The organism is Halolactibacillus halophilus, assembly GCF_900115605.1.
Classification (GTDB): domain Bacteria; phylum Bacillota; class Bacilli; order Bacillales; family Amphibacillaceae; genus Halolactibacillus; species Halolactibacillus halophilus.
The window spans coordinates 1-20,765 of record NZ_FOXC01000031.1 but is presented as its reverse complement, the minus strand read 5'-3'; the positions used below and the strand labels follow the sequence as shown (position 1 = coordinate 20,765).

General features: G+C 37.6%; 16 protein-coding genes and 1 pseudogene. 15 read left to right on the top strand and 2 right to left on the bottom strand.

Annotated features, from left to right (window positions below):
* Window positions 1-75: 75 nt before the first annotated feature.
* The 9 genes and pseudogenes from BM098_RS10310 to BM098_RS10270 all read left to right on the top strand — a co-directional run bounded on the left by BM098_RS10310 (window position 76) and on the right by BM098_RS10270 (window position 11,602).
* The gene (locus BM098_RS10310) at window positions 76-2,094 is read left to right on the top strand and encodes a methyl-accepting chemotaxis protein (RefSeq protein WP_089833050.1); all 2,019 of its coding nucleotides are present in this window, start codon (window positions 76-78) and stop codon (window positions 2,092-2,094) included.
* Between the two features lie 145 nt (window positions 2,095-2,239).
* The gene (locus BM098_RS10305) at window positions 2,240-2,770 is read left to right on the top strand and encodes a GNAT family N-acetyltransferase (protein ID WP_200795844.1); all 531 of its coding nucleotides are present in this window, start codon (window positions 2,240-2,242) and stop codon (window positions 2,768-2,770) included.
* Between the two features lie 66 nt (window positions 2,771-2,836).
* Window positions 2,837-3,700, top strand: a complete 864-nt coding sequence (locus BM098_RS10300; protein WP_089833048.1) for a hypothetical protein — start codon at window positions 2,837-2,839, stop codon at window positions 3,698-3,700.
* Window positions 3,701-4,187: 487 nt separating this feature from the next.
* Complete coding sequence (locus BM098_RS10295) at window positions 4,188-7,523, top strand: hypothetical protein (RefSeq protein WP_234987482.1); 3,336 nt, start codon at window positions 4,188-4,190, stop codon at window positions 7,521-7,523.
* A gap of 375 nt (window positions 7,524-7,898) precedes the next feature.
* A pseudogene (locus BM098_RS13770) lies at window positions 7,899-8,689 on the top strand (IS3 family transposase); the annotation flags it as partial.
* Window positions 8,690-8,863: 174 nt separating this feature from the next.
* Window positions 8,864-9,577: a hypothetical protein gene (locus BM098_RS10285; protein WP_089833042.1), complete on the top strand. Its 714-nt coding sequence runs from the start codon at window positions 8,864-8,866 to the stop codon at window positions 9,575-9,577.
* A gap of 90 nt (window positions 9,578-9,667) precedes the next feature.
* On the top strand, window positions 9,668-9,868 hold the full coding sequence (locus BM098_RS10280) for a hypothetical protein (protein ID WP_143423402.1): 201 nt from the start codon (window positions 9,668-9,670) through the stop codon (window positions 9,866-9,868).
* A gap of 349 nt (window positions 9,869-10,217) precedes the next feature.
* The gene (locus BM098_RS10275; protein WP_089833038.1) at window positions 10,218-10,781 is read left to right on the top strand and encodes a DEAD/DEAH box helicase family protein; all 564 of its coding nucleotides are present in this window, start codon (window positions 10,218-10,220) and stop codon (window positions 10,779-10,781) included.
* Window positions 10,782-10,858: 77 nt separating this feature from the next.
* Window positions 10,859-11,602 (top strand): alpha/beta hydrolase, encoded by a 744-nt coding sequence (locus BM098_RS10270; RefSeq protein ID WP_089833036.1) that lies wholly within the window; start codon window positions 10,859-10,861, stop codon window positions 11,600-11,602.
* Between the two features lie 245 nt (window positions 11,603-11,847).
* On the opposite strand, the gene BM098_RS10265 is transcribed toward BM098_RS10270, so the two are convergent.
* Complete coding sequence (locus BM098_RS10265) at window positions 11,848-13,218, bottom strand: alanine/glycine:cation symporter family protein (RefSeq protein ID WP_089833035.1); 1,371 nt, start codon at window positions 13,216-13,218, stop codon at window positions 11,848-11,850.
* Between the two features lie 516 nt (window positions 13,219-13,734).
* Between BM098_RS10265 and BM098_RS10260 the strand changes: the two genes are divergently transcribed.
* Together BM098_RS10260 and rlmD are read left to right on the top strand one after the other, a co-directional pair.
* Entirely contained in the window at window positions 13,735-15,084 is a 1,350-nt protein-coding gene (locus BM098_RS10260) for an MATE family efflux transporter (RefSeq protein WP_089833033.1), read from the top strand.
* 10 nt (window positions 15,085-15,094) lie between these two features.
* Window positions 15,095-16,264, top strand: coding sequence for a 23S rRNA (uracil(1939)-C(5))-methyltransferase RlmD (gene rlmD / locus BM098_RS10255; protein WP_089833031.1), 1,170 nt, complete (start codon window positions 15,095-15,097; stop codon window positions 16,262-16,264).
* Window positions 16,265-16,635: 371 nt separating this feature from the next.
* Here rlmD and BM098_RS10245 read toward each other — a convergent pair whose 3' ends face one another.
* Entirely contained in the window at window positions 16,636-17,751 is a 1,116-nt protein-coding gene (locus tag BM098_RS10245; RefSeq protein WP_089833027.1) for an IS4 family transposase, read from the bottom strand.
* 163 nt (window positions 17,752-17,914) lie between these two features.
* Between BM098_RS10245 and BM098_RS10240 the strand changes: the two genes are divergently transcribed.
* The 4 genes from BM098_RS10240 to BM098_RS13875 all read left to right on the top strand — a co-directional run bounded on the left by BM098_RS10240 (window position 17,915) and on the right by BM098_RS13875 (window position 20,688).
* Window positions 17,915-18,295, top strand: a complete 381-nt coding sequence (locus BM098_RS10240; RefSeq protein WP_234987481.1) for a hypothetical protein — start codon at window positions 17,915-17,917, stop codon at window positions 18,293-18,295.
* A gap of 464 nt (window positions 18,296-18,759) precedes the next feature.
* The gene (locus BM098_RS10235) at window positions 18,760-19,083 is read left to right on the top strand and encodes a PadR family transcriptional regulator (RefSeq protein ID WP_089833023.1); all 324 of its coding nucleotides are present in this window, start codon (window positions 18,760-18,762) and stop codon (window positions 19,081-19,083) included.
* Window positions 19,080-20,468, top strand: coding sequence for a DUF2812 domain-containing protein (locus BM098_RS10230; RefSeq protein WP_089833021.1), 1,389 nt, complete (start codon window positions 19,080-19,082; stop codon window positions 20,466-20,468). Before BM098_RS10235 ends, BM098_RS10230 begins: the two co-directional genes overlap by 4 nt.
* A 94-nt stretch (window positions 20,469-20,562) precedes the next feature.
* Window positions 20,563-20,688: a hypothetical protein gene (locus BM098_RS13875; protein WP_268762407.1), complete on the top strand. Its 126-nt coding sequence runs from the start codon at window positions 20,563-20,565 to the stop codon at window positions 20,686-20,688.
* Window positions 20,689-20,765 lie beyond the last annotated feature (77 nt).

The window sequence follows — 20,765 nt, the reverse complement described above, 5'->3', positions numbered from 1 at the left end:
CTGCAAAATACATAGAGATTTTACGTCCTTTTTCCTATATAATATATAGATAAAACAATAAGGGGCGTTTTCTAGATGAAAAGTATTAGGACAAAATTAGTTGTTTACTTCTCTGTTATTATGGCAGTAGCCTTAGTTGCGTTAGGCTTTACTATTATGAACGGTGCGATTGACTCTATTCAAAATGATGCAGAAGAAAGTCTATTGTCATTATCACATGAAGCATCACGCGTTGCGGATAATCGTATTACAGGTGAATTTCTTTACCTAGAAGGACTGGCTAACTTACCGGAAGTTCAAGAAGAAACGAAAGATATTGATGCGGCGATGGATGTGTTTAAAGAACGGGTACAAGAGACCAATTACTTACGGATTGGGATTGCTGACCTTAACGGCAATTTATACTTATCGGATTCTTACGGTGACGATGGAGACATTGTTGAGATTTCTGAACGGGAGTATTATCAACAATCACTTAACGGTGAGCGGGGATTAATGCCACCATCTGAAAGTGTGAATGTGGCGGATGGAGACCAATTAATCATAGTGACCTCTGTTCCCATTATGGAAAATAACCGCGTCACAGGTGTGATTGTTGGGGTTGGTGATGCTGACTTTTTAAGTATGATAGTTGAAGATATTACATTTGGGGAGCAAGGTTATGCTTATATGATTGATGGTACTGGTACAGTGATAGCTCACCGTGACCGTGAGATGATTCGTGATTTCTTTAATCCCATCACCTTGTCAGAAGAAGATCCTTCTTTATCGACTATAGCCACCCAGTTTAATGATATACTCGCAACTGATGCAGGTGTCGGGAGTTATACTTTTGATAATGAAGAGCTATACATTGGTTATAGCAATATCGGTGACACAAGTTGGAGTCTTGTTGTGACAGCGGATGAGCATGAAGTCTTGTCATCAGTTGATGATTTAAAACTGACTACGACTGTGTTGACGGTAGTGGCAGTATTAGTTGCGATCATCTTAACTTTTATCGTAGGTTCACGTATTACCAAACCAATTCGTTCAGTATCTGAATCAGCGGAGAAAATTGGCGAACTTGATCTAAGACAGGATATTAATCCGGCACTACTTAAGAGTAGAGACGAAGTAGGACAACTTGCGACGTCACTTCAAACGGTGACAGAAAATATGCGCAGAATCATTCAACAAATCAATGATTCTGCAAGTAACGTCTCAGCCGCATCTGAGCAATTAACAGCAACTTCAGAACAATCAGCATCTGCTTCAGAAGAAGTAGCGGCAACGATTCAAGACATTGCTGATGGAGCGGAGAATCAAGCTGAAAACACAGAAGCAGGATCTGACAAAGCTTATCAACTTGGTGAAATTGTTGAACAAGAACAAGCGGTTGTGGATAGTTTAAATCAAGCGTTTAAAGACGTTCATCGTGCTGTTGATGAAGGTATGACTGAAATTAAACGTCTGGCAATGCTTTCTGACAAAACATCTAAAGCAACAAAAGAAGTAGAGACTGGGATTAATAGTACAAATGATAGCTCTCATCGGATTAGCGAAGCAAGCAGTGTCATTACAAATATTGCTGAACAAACGAACCTTTTAGCACTGAATGCGGCGATTGAAGCGGCACGTGCTGGTGAAGCAGGCAAAGGCTTCTCAGTTGTCGCTGAGGAGATTCGCAAACTTGCGGAACAATCAACTGAGTCTACTGCTTCGATCGATGCGATCGTAAAAGAACTCCAAACAAATGCGGAACGTTCCGTGACGGTAATGACTGACGTATCAAAAGTTATTGAAGAACAATTAGCGAGCGTTCAACTGACAAAGACTAAATATGAACAAATTGAAACGGCGATGGTCACATCAAATCATGCAGTGGATTCTTTAAATGATACTGGGAAACAAATGGGATATATTAAAGAAGAGATTGTATCATCTTTAGAAAATCTTTCAGCTATTGCGGAAGAAAACTCAGCCGCAACAGAAGAAGTTTCAGCTGCAACCCAGCAACAGACATCTTCGATGGAAGAGATCTCTCGTTCAAGCCTAAGTCTCGCTGAATTAGCAGTGGAGCTTAAAACATTGATTGAACAGTTTAAAATCTAATTCAAAACTGAACAACCTTTCGTTGTATTTTTTTCATGATAATATCAACACCTTTACGCAGTTTCATTTTAAGCTGGTAAAGGTGTTGTTTTCGTGTATAATCAAAAGCATACGAAAATACGGTGAAACGATAGGGGGGTGAAAGATGATGGTTGAGCGCTTAAAGTTGGTGTTACCTAAAGCAGAATATGAAGCAGCTTGTCTCACTTACCGAAAAGAATTTCAACAAGGTAATGAGGTCATGCATGGCACTTCTGGTCTAGCACACGCGGAATCGTTTGATGCATGGTTAAGGGATGTTGAAGATGGTCAGTATGAAGATAGGTTAGTAGGTAACCGTATACCAGCCACAACCTATCTTGCGGTTACAATCGATACCAATCATTTAGTTGGCATAGTAAATATTAGACACAAGCTGAACGACTATTTAAAAACATTAGGTGGTCACATTGGTTACAGTGTGCGGAAGTCAGAAAGACAACGCGGCTATGCGACTGAGATGCTCGGGTTAGCACTTGAGAGTTGTAAGACATTAGGCATCCCGCGTGCCTTGATTACCTGTGATCAGGACAATCATGCCTCAGCTAAAACTATTAAGAATAATCATGGCCAATTGGAACGAACATTTATGCACGAAGGAACGATGATCGAACATTATTGGATTGAATTAAATTAAGTAAAGCTATATAAAAAGCGCTTTAGCTTAAAAGAATAATAAATAACAAGAAAGGATGTTTAAAAGATGTATGTATTAAAGAACAACCGCTTAAAAATAGAGGTTGCTGCACCGGGAGAAGCGTATAGTGGTTCAAGGTTTGATTGGACAGGTTTTATAACACAAATAACTTTAGATGATGTGGTCACCTTCTGTGTGCCAGAACGTCTAGAAAAAGATGCTGGGACAGGTGGTATGGGGCTCAGTAATGAATTTGGGATTGATCAACCACTCGGTTATGAAGTCACTAATCAAGGCAAGCAATTTCCGAAAATTGGCGTCGGTCTCCTTACGAAACCCGACGAAAAGGACTATGATTTCTTTTATCATTATGATGTCACACCAGCTGAGTTTCATGTATCTCAGACGAGTTCAAGTCTTACAATGGATGCAGAGGCTCATAGTGACAATGGTTATGGCTTTCATTTAACAAAAGTGATCTCACTGATAGAGGATCAAGTGATCATTCATTATACGCTTAAAAATACAGGAGATGTCGCTTTTAAAACGAATGAATATGCGCATAACTTTATTGGTATCAATCATGAAACCGTTAATGAAAACTATCAGTTAACGTTACCCAAAATGAATCAGCTAAATGTTGCGGTAGGAACAATGAAACAGACCAATAAAGAAGTCGCGTGGCCTGTTGTACCTGATGGAGATTTTTATGCTCAGATTGACATGAATGAAGAAAAGGCGTCGTATAACTGGGAGTTATATCATAAAGAGCTAAAGGCGGGCGTTCGAGACTTAACATGTTTTACACCTGAAAAGATGGCGCTATGGGGGCGTGATCATGTCGTTAGTCCAGAAGTCTTTATTACGATTGCTTTATCATCTGGTGAAACGAAAACTTGGGAAAGACGCTATCAGTTTTACCAAAACTAATTTAAATCGTTTTCACTAGATGATTGTCTTCTTAAAGAGTCTGTATAGTAAGTGCTATAAGTATTGAACAGTATTTTGCGAAAAAAAGGTTGTATTCTAATCATAACCTGTTTACAATGAGAATCATAAAAGTTTATTTTTTCGAAAGCGGTTCTCTTGTTGATGCAATAAGTTTTTAATACAAGGAAAATGATGTGTTAAATGCAGGTGTTTTTTACAATAGAATAGCGTGATTTATGTCAATCTCTACGAAAAATGATGATTACTAGATCATTTTGTTTACCGAGATTGCACAATAGCTCAATGACCGCTATAATCGGGGATGACAACAGTAAATTAAATTATTGATAGAAAGGATTTTTTTATGGAAAATTCACGCGATTTGTACCTAGGAACCAGTTTTTTATACCAAAAATCGAAAGCGGTTTCGCTAAAAACAGTCTCATTACATAATGAGACATTCTTTAAAATTGAGCATGTGAATGAAATGACACCGTTTTTTATGACCGTTGTCAGTGATACAGACCATTGGTTGTTCGCATCAAGCACAGGAGGATTGACTGCTGGACGAAAAAATGCAGAGTCAGCTTTATTCCCGTATGACACCGATGATAAGATTCATGATAGTGTTGAAACAACAGGACCTGATACGACGTTGATTGCAACAAAAGACAAGAAAGATTATCTTTGGAAACCATTTTCAGTCCATTTAGCGGATGTGTACCAGATCACGCGTAACCTTTATAAGAACACGACAGGTGACAAGATTATCTTTGAAGAAATTAATCATGACTTAGGCTTAACATTTAACTATACATTAAAGACGAGTGAGGCGTATGGTTTTATTAAGCAGTCAACACTGATCAATATGACAGAGGACGCTGTTAGTGTTCGCGTGCTAGATGGACTTAGAAATGTTTTACCATATGGCGTTAATACGTTACTTCAAACAACAAGAAGTACGCTTGTAGATGGGTATAAGCGGTCAGAATTACACGAAGATGTTGGTTTAGGTATTTATACACTTAGTTCTATTTTGACGGATAAAGCAGAACCGAGTGAATCACTAAAAGCAACGACAGTTTGGTCTAAAGGATTAGACCGACCAACGTATCTTTTATCAGAACAACAAATTAAAGCGTTCTCATCTAATGCGGATATTGAAACAGAAACGGATGTGAAGGGACGTCGCGGTGCTTATTATGTGTCGGATGTTATTGATTTAGAAAAAGGTGCTGAAAAGTCGTGGTACATTGTGGCTGAATTAAATCAGAGCGCTGCTGATATTATAGCGTTAAAACAAACATTAGCCAAAAATCGGGGATTAGTTGAGGTAGTAGAAGAAGATGTGGCAGCTGGTTCAGAAAATTTGCGTCAACTCGTCTTTAATGCGGATGGATTCCAATATACGACTAATGAAAAGGCAAGTTATCGTCATTTTTCTAATACGTTATACAACATTATGCGCGGTGGTATTTATGCCGATGGTTATATGATTGACAAAGATGATTTAATCCAATTTGTGAGACAATGGAATCAGGTTGTCTATCGCGAGAAAACAGCCTTTTTTGCTGCCTTACCAGAGAGGCTTCATTACAATGAGTTACTCGACTTAGTAAAACAAGAAGCGAATAGTGACTTAGAACGGATGGTATTTGAATATTTACCACTGTCATTTAGTCGTCGTCACGGTGACCCAAGTCGTCCATGGAATAAATTTAATATTGAAGTTACAAAAGAAGACGGATCAAAAGCTTTGAACTTTGAAGGGAACTGGCGTGATATCTTCCAAAACTGGGAAGCGCTTTCGTTATCGTACCCAGCCTTTACCGAAAGCATTATTGCGAAGTTCGTGAATGCTTCGACTGCTGATGGATACAATCCCTACCGGATTACAAAAGAAGGTATTGACTGGGAGGTCCTTGACCCGGATGATCCTTGGTCAAATATCGGTTACTGGGGTGACCATCAAATCATCTATTTATTAAAATTACTTGAGTTATCAAAAGATTATAACCCAGAAAAGTTACAGACACTGCTCACAAAAGATATGTTTGCTTATGCGAATGTGCCTTACCGTATTAAGGGATTCGATGCGTTAGTTAAAGACCCAAGAAATAGTATTATTTATGATGATCAAAAGGAAGTAGTCATCAATGAACGTGTCAAAGCAATTGGTTCAGATGGTAAATTGACCTTTCATAATGGCAGTGTCTACCATGTTAACTTGATGGAAAAATTATTGGTTACCTTACTAGCGAAATTTTCAAACTACGTCCCAGAAGGTGGTATCTGGATGAATACCCAGCGTCCAGAATGGAACGATGCCAATAATGCCCTCGTTGGTAATGGGTTATCGATGGTAACACTTTACTACATGCACCGCTTCCAAGTGTATATGGACCAACTTGTTAAAGAATTACCGTCAGATAAGGTTGAAGTATCGGCGGAAGTAAAACAGATGTTTGATCAAACGTTTGACGTCTTGAAATCACACAAATCCATTCTAGGTAAACCTATTTCTGATGAAACGCGTTATCTGATAGTTAAAGCTTTAGGTGACATCGGAGAAAGTTACCGTGAGACTGTCTATAATGAAGGTTTCTCAGGTGAGAAAGAAGTACTTTCTGTTCAGGCACTACAAGCCTTTATCGATGTATCGTTGTCACACTTAAAAGATACCATTGTGAAAAACAAACGCGAAGATGGATTGTACCATGCCTATAACTTGATTCGTTTTACTGATCACAGTTGTAGCATCGATTATTTATATGAGATGTTAGAAGGTCAAGTCGCTGTGTTAAGTTCTAAAGCCTTAGCAAAAGAAGAAGCAATTAACGTTTTAGCTTCATTAAAAACGAGTGCGATTTACCGTCAAGACCAAAACAGCTATATGTTGTACCCGAACCGAAACTTACCTAAATTCTTAGAAAAGAACATTATCCCGGCTGAAGATATGCAAGCTTCCGTTATTCTTAAACAAGAATTAGAAGCTAATCAGACACGCATTATTGAACAGGATGTCGATGGACATTATCACTTTAATGGTCGCTTTAGAAATGGTGAAGAAGTAAGGGAAGCGTTAGAAGCATTAGGTTGTTACGACGAGGCAGACATTATTGCGGTTGAAGATCTATTTACAAATCTCTTTAACCACCATGCCTTTACTGGTCGTTCAGGGACCTTCTACAAGTACGAAGGACTTGGCAGTATTTATTGGCACATGGTGTCGAAATTATTACTTGCGACACAAGAGAACTTTAATGATGTGTATCAAAGAGAAGGCATGACTTCTGAAGCTAAGCAACTCGTCACATATTATCGTGATATAAAGGCAGGCATTGGGGTAGATAAGACGCCAGAACAATATGGTGCATTCCCAACAGAAGCTTATTCACATACACCGAGTTTTGCAGGTGTACAACAACCAGGTATGACAGGACAAGTAAAAGAAGATATTTTGTCTCGCTTTGGTGAACTCGGGGTGACCGTAACAAAGGGTCAACTTAGCTTTAAGCCTGTATTATTGTCAAAAGCAGAATTCTTAACGACAGATAAAGAATGGTTATTAGCTCATCGTCAAAACCTAGAAACAATACAATCGATTCATTTAAATCAAGATACCATTGGCTTTACTGTCCTTACGGTACCTGTTATCTATGTGTTAAGCGATGAAGAAAAAATCATTATCACTGATGTATCAGGTAAAGAAACCGTTTATCAAGGTCACAGTTTAGATGAGGTAACGAGTCAGATGCTGTTTGGTCGCCATCATGATATTGATCAGATTACCGTCTATATTGACCAAAGTAACTTAGTCTAACTGACAAGCATATTTGAGGGAGTGACTTGTAAATTAAATAAGTGCACTGTTAAAAGCTAACATCGTGCGGCTTACCTCACGCCTATACAAAAAATGAAAAAGTTTATCTGGGCGATCGCTCAGGTAAACTTTTTCTTTAGGTTTTTCATGCTGGCGGTGACATTGGCAACAGCAATATGTTTCACATTCAAATGTATCAACCATACTTGTTGATATATTTAAATAGGATATACTTGGTACATCAATTAAACATTTAACGATATAGTAGTCTCACTCTTCTATTGTTTTATGGTGGAAAGGTTACATTAAACTAGACAATTTTGTTAAGGTCAGTTAAACTTAGTGAGACTAATCACTCGGAGGGAGAGACCAATCATGGAAAAAAGAGCACGCCGATCATTCTCGAAAGAATTTAAAGAACAAGTCGTCAAACTATACTTAGCAGGCAAACCAAGAAACGAGATTATCAAAGAGTATACGTTAACGCCATCAGCCTTTGACAAGTGGATTCGTCAACATAAAGAAACAGGGTCATTCAAAGAAAAAGATAACCGCACACCTGAACAGGAAGAACTCATTCGCTTACGGAAGCAAAATAAACAACTTGCAATGGAAAATGATATTTTAAAGCAAGCAGCGCTGACCAAGGGACGAAAATAAACGTGATAAGAAACAACCGTCACAAGTATTCGATATCAGCGATGTGTACTCTGTTACAGGTCCCTCGAGCGACGTATTATTACGTCGCGACAAAACAAGATAATCAAGATAAATAGAACACGGACGCTATTATCAATATCTTTTACGCGAGCCATCGTATCTATGGTCGGCGTAAAATTAAAGAAGAATTAGCCGATTAAGGGGACAAGGTATCTAGACGTCGCATTGGCCGAATTATGAAAGAACAAGGAAGTATACGATTGCCCAGTTCAAACCTCAAAAATACGAAGTAAATGAAGATGTGACATCGAACATGTTAAATTGTGAATTTGATAATTGGGGTGGTTGTCACTCGCGCTTCCCGTTCAGTAAAGATGAATCTACATCGGCTTAAATTATTCTGTACGGATAGAGAGAGTGAATTTATAAACAAAGGTATTGATCAAGCATCAGATATCTTTGGTATCGAACGTTCACGCTCCTTAAAAACTACACCATACAATCATACTAGCCTGTATGGCAGAGCGAGATGTTATCATCATTTGGTTTCCGGGCTCGATTGCATACAAGTAGAGCAACACTCAAGTGACAAACAATTTTAGGACGTGGATGGTTAGCTAGGCTGCAGTGGTTGGGTTTAATTTAGCGAGATATGAATAATTAAGTGAGGAGTTAGGCGTATGAAACCAAGATCATTATTATTAATTATCAGCAGTATTTGGGCATTCATATATGCTAATATGTTGTACCCTTCCCCAGAAGATCTAGAAGGTCTAAAAGCCTTTTTAATTGTATTTCTTGTATGGCCAGGATTCCTATTTTTTCAACTGATTTGTTATGCCTTGTTTAAAAAATATCAGAATCAAAAAATTTATGTTGGATTAATTCTCATAAAGACAACCTTCTTTCTCATTCAACCCATAATTATCGAAAATCAACTGAACCCTCTATTTTTTTATCTAACGATATTAGGCATCTTTCTAATTGATTTTCACATAATGACGCTAGAGAACATGATAAACTTCAAAGAATTAACAATGTCGGAACAAGAAAAGAAAGACAGTTCAGAGTACTTTAAGGTATCTTGGTTTCTCATGGGTTCAGTTACATTATTGTTCGCTTTGTATTTCCAACTTAGTGAAGGTAATGAAGGTAACTATATGATGATTATATCATTTAGTTTTATGTACATATTTCTCTTCTTAAGAAAACAAGAACCAAAGGGAAAGTTTATCTTTGTTCAATTATTTGGTCTGTTAGCAGTTTATCTATTAGCGATACTTGATGCTCCTGAGTTTTTAAAAGGCATACTCTTAATCGGCGTATTATTTCTTATTTATCAAATTAAAAAGCACATTCTTAATAAGAACAATTCATCTAATATTGTAGATTAGAAAATTCCCCATGATGATTACACCGGTGTGAGATATTTTCGGGGGAGTTTTATCTTCCGGCAATAGAAAAGACGCGTGACGTCATCTTTGATGAGTTTCACGAATCAACAGGGACTTATCTTTACGTTTATGTGGGCGTTTAGTGAGCCGGATGACTGGGATTATGTTCAGTCACTACAGAGTAAATTTACAAGTCAAGGAGCGACATGTTACTACGGCGAGCTCGTGACAGATGACTTGATTAGGTTTGAGCGTAAAAAAAACAAAACGACGTTTAAAAAAGGCATCTAAACGTGATATCGAAACGACTGAAAAGCGAACGAAAGAAGACAAGATACATTACCGAGGGTATATTGAAACACAACTTTTCCAGTTTCATTTCGTTTTAAACGATCCCACTGGCAATGCGTTGTTGATAATCGCCCTTAAATTTAAAACCATAAGATTGTTGATGATTTGTCATTGTGCCTGACTCTTTTTCACGCTATGATGCTAGAAATAAGGATGTTGATGACGTTGATAGATTTATATAAAAGTTATAAGGTGTATAACAACATCTTATCATAACTGTCTCGTTATTTTCTTGGATATATAGAGAAGTAACCTATTGGATAAGGTGTTGCGAAAGGGGAGGAGTCCAATGGATTTTGTATTAATTTTTGGTGATAGTGCTGTCGGTAAAATGACGGTAGGAAAAGCATTAATGAAACAGACGGGGTTAAGGTTATTTCATAACCATATGATGATTGAACCGGTGTTAGAAATTTTCGGGGAGTTTTATCTTCCGGCAATAGAAAAGACGCGTGACGTCATCTTTGATGAGTTTCTTAAAACGAATCAACAGGGACTTATCTTTACGTTTATGTGGGCGTTTAGTGAGCCAGATGATTGGGATTATGTTCAGGCGCTGCATGATAAGTTTACGGCACAAGGCGCAACATGTTACTACGTGGAACTTGTGACAGATAACCAGACTAGGTTTGAACGCAATAAAACAGAGCTACGTTTAAAAGAAAAAGCGTCTAAACGTGATATCGAGACGACTGAAAAGCGAATGGAAGAAGAAAAGACACGTTACCGGATGGTCAGTCATCCAGGCGAGGTGCCGTATGAACACTATCTTAAAATAGACAATACGCATTTAAGTCCTGATGAGGTTACAGAGATGATTGTAAGAACGTTTAACTTTAAGTCTAGTAGTTAACGTTTGGATTTGAAAACGTAAGTGTAGTAGAGTATTTATAGATTGGCGTGTGTCAAAATTGAAAGGGTGTGGGTTATATGCGTGAAAAATGGCGAAATAGTTCAAAATTGAAAAAGACTTTTATCATAATTGGCGGTGTGATTGCGGCACTATTGATCTCGGTATTTATGTTTGTGAGACTTAATACATATCAACCATTACCAGAAGCAACGGCGTTATTAGATGAGGCACATGTTGAAGAAACAGATGATTGGCTTAAACTTTCAACTGATTTAACTGAGGCAAGGCTTGTGTTTTATCCTGGTGGTTTAGTTGAGCCAGTAAGTTACCTCCCCTTATTTGAACCACTAACGAATGAAGGGTATGAGATCTATATCATGAAAATGCCATTTAATCTCGCCATTTTAAATACGGATGCCATTGAGGAGTTAGAGACAACTATATCTGATGATGTTCCAACTTACTTAAGTGGTCATTCTTTGGGTGGGGCAAGTGCGGCGTTGTATCTGGCTGAAGAACCGGAAGCGGTAGATGGTCTTGTTTTTCTTGCGGCTTACCCTGCTGGAGGCAGTGATTTATCTGAGGTTGATTTTCCAGTCGTGTCAATTACGGCCCAACATGATGGTGTTTTAGATTGGGTGACTTTTGAAACAAATCAATCATTATTACCAAAGGCGACGACTTACAGTGTGATAGAAGGTGGTAACCATGCTAACTTTGGTTCATATGGTAAGCAAGAAGGGGACGGAGAAAGCACAATTAGCCGAGAAGAGCAGCAGACGATAACAAGACGCATATTCACCGACTTGATCGATAAGTGACTAGTCAAATGAAAGAATTTAAGGAATAGCCGGCAAGTGTATCGTCTTTGTTCATGGTTTGACTTTGAAAAAGACATGGCACAGAGTACTGTGAGCCTTTACTAATTACGCTCACGTGATGATTTGAATAAAGTGGTTCACTCCAGTGACATACTTCAAGGTAATCAATAAGCCGCAAAAGCAGTGTTAGCTTCTTTTGCGGCTTTTTAGTATTGATATAAAGATGAACTTAAAGCTTTTTCTTTTTAGCGCTTATTCTCATACGTAGAAGATTGGTGATGTAAAAATGGTCCTTCATAATCATTGGCAACTTTAATGACGAGTGAGCTTAAGCCGAGTAAGGCAATTAAATTAGGAATAATCATCAGGCCATTAAAGACATCAGCCAGTTCCCATACAATCTCTGCACTCATTGTCGTACCGAACACGATACAGATTAAAACAAATAACCGGAAAACCGGGACGCCTTTTTTACCGACGAGGTATTTTACGTTGGCTTCAGCGAAATAATACCAACCGATAATCGTTGAGAGTGAAAAGAAAAACAGACAAATCGCAATAAAGGTGGTACCAAAGTTACCGAAACCAATCGTAAATCCTTCTTGGGTGAGTTGGGCACCGAACAGTCCTGTTGGTAGAGCGTTTGTTGTTAAAATGACGAGGGCTGTTAAGGTACAAACAATCCCAGTATCAATGACAACGCCCATAATCGATACCAGACCTTGTTCAGCGGGATGTTTTACTTTTGCAACCGCATGGGCATGTGGGGTTGAACCCATACCTGCTTCATTAGAAAAGACCCCACGAGCAACACCGTAACGAAGACTTTCTTTTAAGCCAACCCCAATGACACCACCGGTCGCAGCTTTTGGATTAAAAGCACCGACAAAAATCATTTCAAAAGCAGGTAAAATCATATCCGCATGCATAATAATAATCACAAGCGAACCGGCAATATAAAAACCAGCCATAATTGGGACAATTTTTTCAGTAAATGACGCAATTCGAGAGATACCCCCGAGAATAATAAGGCCAACTAAAATTGCGATGACGACACCTGTTACCACGTTGGGGATTTCAAAAGCCGCATAAACCGCTTCTGCGATCGAGCTTGATTGAACCATATTTCCCATAAATCCTAGGGCGATAATAATCGATACAGCAAAAAAGGCCGCCAATTTTTTACTACCTAATCCATTTTTAATGTAGTAAGCAGGCCCACCCGTTATTTCACCGTCACGCTTTTCGGTGTGTAGTTGGGCAAGCACCGCTTCTGCGAAGATCGTTCCCATTCCGAAGAACCCACTAACCCACATCCAAAAGATAGCACCAGGTCCGCCGAGGGCAATCGCTGTTGCCACACCAGCTAAGTTCCCGGTTCCAACTTGGGCGGCAATCGCTGTCGCAAGGGCTTGGAACGAGCTCATACCGTCTTCATCAGCCTGGCTCTTTTTAAACATCCCTCCAAAGGTTTGTTTAAAGGCCATCGTAAACTTTCTTACTTGGAGTCCTCTTAAGCGAATCGTAAATAATACGCCTGTACCAACAAGCAAAATAAGCATAATCGGTCCCCATAAAATACTGTTAATGTCTTCAAGTAGTGTTTGTAGCTGCATTGTTTTCCCTCCAAAAATAATGTGATGTATCTTTTTATTGATACGATAAAGAGGACTGATTATGTCCACTTAAGGTATGATTATAATGGTGTTTTTCTGACGTGGACAAATGTCTTTTTAATCCGGAAATACTAATAACTATACTAGAGTCAAACGAAAAAGTGAAGTGTTTTTTTATTGTTCACAAAAGTGTTGTTTTTCTTATGGCGATTATATGAAAAGAGGTGTTCATCTGTTTCTACAAAGCAAGGTGTTTTCATTGACTTTTACCGTGAACCGTTAGATAATATTGACAGTGTTCTACATATTTCGCGTCCGTATGTCGAAGCCTCCTTTTCAGGTTTGAGTTATCTGGAAATGAGTGCTCTTTTTTTGTATATTAGACGATCATGAGTCGTCATTTAGATAAACATAATGAACAGAGGTATAAAGGGTTAAACGTTAGTTCAATCTATGAGACACGTAGACATTAATGGATAGAGTAGAAAGAACAATTTTAGAGGGTGAGGGGAAGTTATGCAGTACGATAAAGAACTATTTGAGACGATGCCGATTCCAAAGGCGGTCGCAAAAAATTCGATTCCAGCTATTATTAGTATGATGGTTGTCTTTATTTATAATATCGCCGATACATTTTTCATTGGTCAAACAGGAGATGAACTACAAGTTGCGGCGATTACATTATCTATGCCGGTGTTTTCATTATTTATTGCCTCAGGGGTTTTGCTTGGAATTGGTAGTACCTCAATGATATCGCGTGCACTTGGAGAAAAGCGGGTAGAGTATGCCAAACATATTTCAGCTTTTGCTTTTTATGCCTCGATTATATTGGGATTATTATTAATGGTGACGTTTTGGGTGTTTATGCCAGCGTTATTAAATATTATCGGTGTCAGTCCGGATACCATTGATTATACCCGTGAATATTTAACCTATTTGGCAATGGGTGCACCGTTTGTTATTTTATCACAAACATTTAGTAATATTATTCGTTCAGAAGGTAAATCAACGCTTGCAATGAAAGGGATGATGATTGGGACAATTACCAACATCATTTTAGATCCGATTCTTATTTTAGGGTTTGATATGGGGGTTAGCGGCGCAGCGATTGCGACGGTGATTGGTAATACGTTTAGTGCTAGTTTTTTTGTAATCTATTTAATCAGTGGCAAGTCAATTCTGTCAATTAAACCGAAAGACTTTATGGTTAGAAATGGTGTACTCATTGGTGTATTAGCCATCGGTATTCCAGCATCACTCAATAACTTAATGTTGAGTGTAGCGAATGTGTTCTTAAATAACTTCCTTATGAGTTATGGCGATATCCAACTTGCGGCTATGGGAGTTGCCATCCGGGCTAACTTAATTATGATTTTCGTTCAGATTGGTTTAGGTCAAGGAATTCAACCACTTATAGGCTATAGTTACGGAGCGAAACACTTTGACCGATTACGGGGGATTATCAAATTTTCCATTATTACGGCAGTTATTCTTGGCAGTATTTTAACAGCGATTTACTGGTTCCTTGCCGACACAATTGTTCAATCATTTATTGATAGCCCAGATGTGATTGAATATGGAACGACGATGCTTCGTGCTTTAATTATCTCAGGCCCAATTGTCGGGATTATGTTCGTTTTCATTAACGTCCTACAAGGTTTAGGTAAAGTTATTCCGTCACTCATTTTATCAATCTCGCGTCACGGGCTCATTTTTATTCCGCTATTATACATTTTAGATTATAGCGTAGGTTTAAATGGTATCATTTATACGCAACCAATTTCCGATATCCTTACTGTGATTGTCTCGATAATGTTGTATACTGTAGTTAGTCGTGGTTTAGTCGAACAGAAAGCGATGAGATAGGAGTTTATACATGCAATCTAATCAAACGTACCGACAGTTGAAATGTCCCGTCGTTGATATTTGTGGTGGATGTCAAATTCAGCACTTACCTTATGAAAAGCAACTTGATCAAAAACAAAAACAGGTGATTCAGTTATTAAAAACTTTTGGCCGTGTGGAGCCAATTATTCCAATGAAAGATCCGTACTATTACCGTAATAAGATTCATGCGACGTTCCAAACCGATCGGCGCAACCGAATTATTTCAGGTATTTATCAATCAGGTACCCATAAAGTCGTGCCGATTGATTCGTGTCTCTTACATGACCAACGTGCGGATAAAATTATTGTCTCAATTAGAGAATTATTAAAATCGTTCAAAATGCGACCTTACAATGAAGATACGCGTCAAGGTCTGTTGAGACATGTTCTTATTCGTACTGGTTTTGAAAGTGGTCAAATTATGGTCGTGTTAGTACTTGGGACACACGTGTTTCCGTCACGAAAAAACTTTGTCAAAGCGTTACTTGAAAAACACCCAGAAATTACGACTGTTGTGATGAATGTCAACAACAGAAAAACCAGTATGGTACTCGGTGACCGTGAGACAGTTCTTTATGGTAAAGGCTTTATTCAAGATACACTTTGCGGGCTTAAGTTTAGAATTTCACCGAAGTCATTCTACCAGGTGAACCCTGTTCAAACGGACATCTTATATAATAAAGCGTTAGATTTAGCAAACTTTACCGGCAATGAAACGATTATCGATGCCTATTGTGGCATTGGGACGATCGGATTAATTGCAAGTAAGCGTGTTAAGAAAGTCATTGGTGTAGAACTAAATAACGATGCGTTTAAAGATGCGATCAATAACGCGAAACGAAATGATATCAAAAATGTCTTCTTCCATAACGCCGATGCAGGAGAATTTATGATTAAGAGTGCCAAACGTAAGCAGTTTGTCGATGCGGTCATTATGGACCCTCCTCGTGCTGGAAGTAGCGATGACTTCATTAGAGCCCTAGCCTTTATGAAACCGAAAAAGATTATTTATATTTCTTGTAACCCGGTTACGTTAAAGCGGGACTTAGAGAAACTAACGCGTAAAGGGTATCAAGTCAAAAACATGATCCCTGTCGATATGTTTCCAGGCACGCACCATGTGGAGTGCATAGCGTTGATACAAAAGCAAACTATATAGAAATCCTGAGATTCAAGCACTTTCACGACCATTTTGAGTTTGTGGCAGATGAGCATAATTTTAAGAAAAAGGTACTGAAAAAGTATTTCAATGTTTCAGTGGTTGTTAACCTAGACTGTGGAGATACAAGGAGATAAAAAGAATAAGCAACTTAAGTGATTAAGGGTTGCTCTATCATTTCCTAGAATACTGATATTTCTTCAATAGAAATATCAGTATTTTAAATCACTAGTGTTGCGTAAAAAAGACAGAAAATTCCGTTTATTATATTCTTAATCTCAGAGCCAAAAAAGGAAACCTGAACTAAAGGTGGCTCTGTCCATTTGGTGATATTATGCATTTAATCAGAAGTAACAGACATCTTTTTTATTTTACGGTACGGTGCGATTTTTTAATCGCCTGACCCATTGATACGATGGCTTCCAAACTAGACGTTTGAGCCATCGACTAATTTGCAGTACTTTGCTTTTGCTTCCTGTTTCTAATTGGATCAATACGTGAAGACAGTAGACAATAAGAGCAGTATAAATTTGATTTTCAACCGCTGTTTCACTCACGCCATAAAAAGTTTTGATTTTAACGTGTTGTTTCAGCCATTTGAAAAATAATTCAATGGCCCACCGTGAGCGGTACATTTCACTCACTTCTTTGGGACTAATATCAAATCGATTCGTGATGAGGCGGAGAATCTTTCCTCTATCGTCTTTTACTTCGACAATTCGAAACGCATTTTCAGCACGCTTTTGAGGCGTACCGAGCCATACCATTTTATCAGACAAAATATTTTTTTCGTCTCCTGCATCGAATTCACAAATATCTCGTGTCACGGTATTCTTTTTCACGCGAGAGACAAAAAAGTAACCATCATCCGTCATCAAATCAAAGCGCTTGTAATCAAGATAGCCGCGATCAAATACGTATATCGCATTCGGATTATCCACCAGGACTTCTAACTGTCCACGGTCGTGTTCTTTCGCTCCTGTCATCGTAAGTTGATCAGGGTAAGTCGTGTGTTTATCCATCATGACCAAGCGTAAGTGTACCTTTAAGCCGGCTTTCGTTTTACGAAACTCGGCCCATTGGTACTTCCGAATATTTAGCGGAATTGTCGTTGAGTCAATAATGTGTAATGGCATAGTGGTTTTAAAATCGGTATGGAACGTTTTAATGTGTCCCACGAGATCAAAAAATAACGATGCCAAGACGTCGGAAGGGATCTCATTATTTCGGCGTGATAATTGTGAGACGCTGATTGATTGAAAGCCAACGGCTTTCTGAAGTTCCTCATCGACTAGTGCATCACTCATCTCGTGCAGACTATCCCACTCGTCCAAGTGAGCCAATAGCATTAACTTTAGGTATGATTCTGTTGTTAGTTTCTTCGTATAATAGTCGAGTTTTAGCGATTCGACTTGTTCGCGTAAAAGATCAAAATTTATCGGTGAAATCCATTTACCAAATGATGAAAGTAGTGTATCCTTGTCCATATGCTATTCCTTTATTTTGGATTTGGACAGGGTAACACCTGCCTCTTCATTATAAAGGATTTTTTTGTTCAATAAAGGATTTTTTGAAATATTTCAAATGAAATGAATCTTCAGATTAAATTAATGCAATGCTAGTGACTATAAGTATATCTTTTTGAATATATTGGCATATATTTTAAAAAAAGTTTATGCATTTGACTTTACAATTCAGGAAAATAATATAAAGAAGCGAATGAAAGAATTTAAAAAGATATTAGAGAATAATGAAGTCTTAAAAGAGTTTGATAGATTTGTTTTTGAAAGTATAATAGAAAAGGTTATTGTTGGTGAGACAGATGAAGATAAAAATATAGATCCTTATAAATTAACATTTGTTTACAAGACAGGATTTACAGATAATATAGATGGAAGTAAATTTAAAACTGCTATAAAAAATGAAAGTCAAAAGAATAAAAAGAATGTAGAAGAATCTTCTGAATTGTGTTCCCATAGTAGCAACAAGGATAATAAATTGTGTTCCTATAGTAGTGACAACACATGTTGAGATGGTAGTATTGATGTCAAGGAAATAAAGAAGTGTGCTCTGGAAGGCTTGATATAAGCCTTTCCGGGTTTTTAGGGATAAATTTTTCAGTTAGAAAAACGATGATTTTTTGCTCTGCGGGAATTAGTCTAAGAGGCCCTTATGACCCTGTACAGAGTGGATTAGATGTCACTGACCCCGTACAGAACAGATTGAATGTCAGAGGGTCCGTACAGAGTAGATTAGATGTTTTTGTGAAACAGTAGGGTTGAGAAAGCAGGTTGGATGTGTGGTTTGAAATTGGAAGCTTATGCAATTGTTGAATCTGAATTTAAAGTAAGAATTATCTATATATAAATAATTCCTAACAGAATCACAAACGATTCTGTTTTTTTTTTTTTTTTTTTTTTTTTTGACAATATCGATATTCGATGTTAAGATTTAAAAGTAAAATATCGATATTCGATACTAAGTGGGGTGATTTAATGGCACGAGATAAGTATCAAACGTTAACAGAGCAAATGTTTTATATCCTTATTTGTCTAACACAAGAAAGCTGTGGCGTTGATATTATGAAAAAAGTAGAAGAACTTACAAATGGAAGGGTTATCATCGGACCGGGAACTTTATACAGCTTGTTAGATAACTTTGTAAAAGAAAAAATTATAATAGAAACCAAGATCGAAAATCGAAAAAAGCATTATATCATAACAAATCTTGGTACAGAAATGCTTGAAAAGGAATATCTTCGAGTGACAAAATTAAAAAATGATTATGAAATGTTGATAATAGGTGGTGAGGAACAATGAAAGATAAATCAAAAAGAATAATGAATTTTAGATTTGATCGTTATGAAGACGCGGAGAAAAAACTGGAGAAACTAGCAGCAAAGGGGATGTTTCTTGAGGAGTGTGGATCTTTTTTATGGACATTTAGAAAAGGAACACCGAAGAAATTAAAATACACTGTCACATATTTTTCTGAAGGTTCGGTGTTTAATCCTGGCATTACTGATAACCAGCAAACTTATATCGAGTATGCAAAGGCTGCTGGTTGGGATTTTGTGACTCAATTTAATCAGATGCAAATTTTTTGTAGTGAAGCGGATAATCAGATACCTTTTGAGACAGACGAAAAGGAGAAATTAAACAATATCAAGAAATGTATGAAAAAGAGCTTTCTTCCGTCTATGATTGTTATGATTTTAGTCTTTATATTGAATTTAATTGTGCAGTTCAATTCATTTCAACTAAACCCAATAGATTATTTGTCAGATCCTATTCGATTATTAAGTAGTTCCATGATAGCAACGGTTATCATATATCATGTGTATTCATTGATGACTTACTTTCTTTGGCTTAAGCGTTCGGAAAAGTCAATTGCTTTTGGTGGAGAATGTGTAAAGAACAGTAAAATAGTGTATAAAATTGTTGATATTATCTTTATGGTTTTCTTGTTCGGCAGTTTAGGCTACTTAATGTTCCACCTCGCACTTAAAACAAGTAGTTTCGGTTTAGTTCTATCTATCGCTCAAGTTCCTATTCTGATGATTGTATTTTGGTCATCAATAAAATATTTGAAGAAGAAAAAAGCATCTGCTACGGTGAATAAATTGATATCATATACAGTGCTTATCGTTGCTAGCTTTGCTTATCTAGCATTGCTTATGGCGTTCATTATGCGATTTGAATTTGGCCTAAGTAATGAGTCGAATTATCGGACTGTTGATTGGCAACTTTCTGAAACAGAAAGCCATGAGTATAGACTATATAGCCACGAAATCCCTCTTACCAGTGAGGATTTATACGGTCCAATTGATTACAACTATTATTCATATGAAAAGGAGACGGATAACACCCTATTTCTTTCTAAAAGTGTTTATCGTCAAGATTCGCCGCCAGCAAAAGATGCCCCTCCACGGATTGAATATGAGATGTTAGAACCTCGATTTGATTTCGTTTATCGACTTGTGAAGGCGCACCTACTTGAAATCCCAGAGTGGCGAGATAACACGACCTTTGAATCCATCGATAACAAAATATTTGAAACAGTAGAAGCTTATCAACGCTATTATGAGGACACTCCAACAGGTGAATATACTTTGTTTTTTGAGGATAGAATCATTGTACTCAATATGGAAGAACCATTAACCACAAAACAAATATTAATTATTAAAGAAAAATTGCAAATATAAGATATAAATTGAAGAATCATCATATCCTACATCATATGAAGCAAGGTACCCTACATTAACTTTGTAGAGTGCCTCATGTGCCGGGATAAGTCTGATGGAACTATTTATACTTTATGTTACTAAGCATCAATATATTGTTATCCTTATGATTATTTGGGCAATCAATCTGGCGATATATGTTATTCTAACCCGTCCATTAAAAGTAAGCGCCAATCCATAAGGTAGGTCGGCACGACAAATAGCCTTTGCTACAATGTTAAGTGTAGTAAAGGCTATTGACATTTCGCCTGAACATCA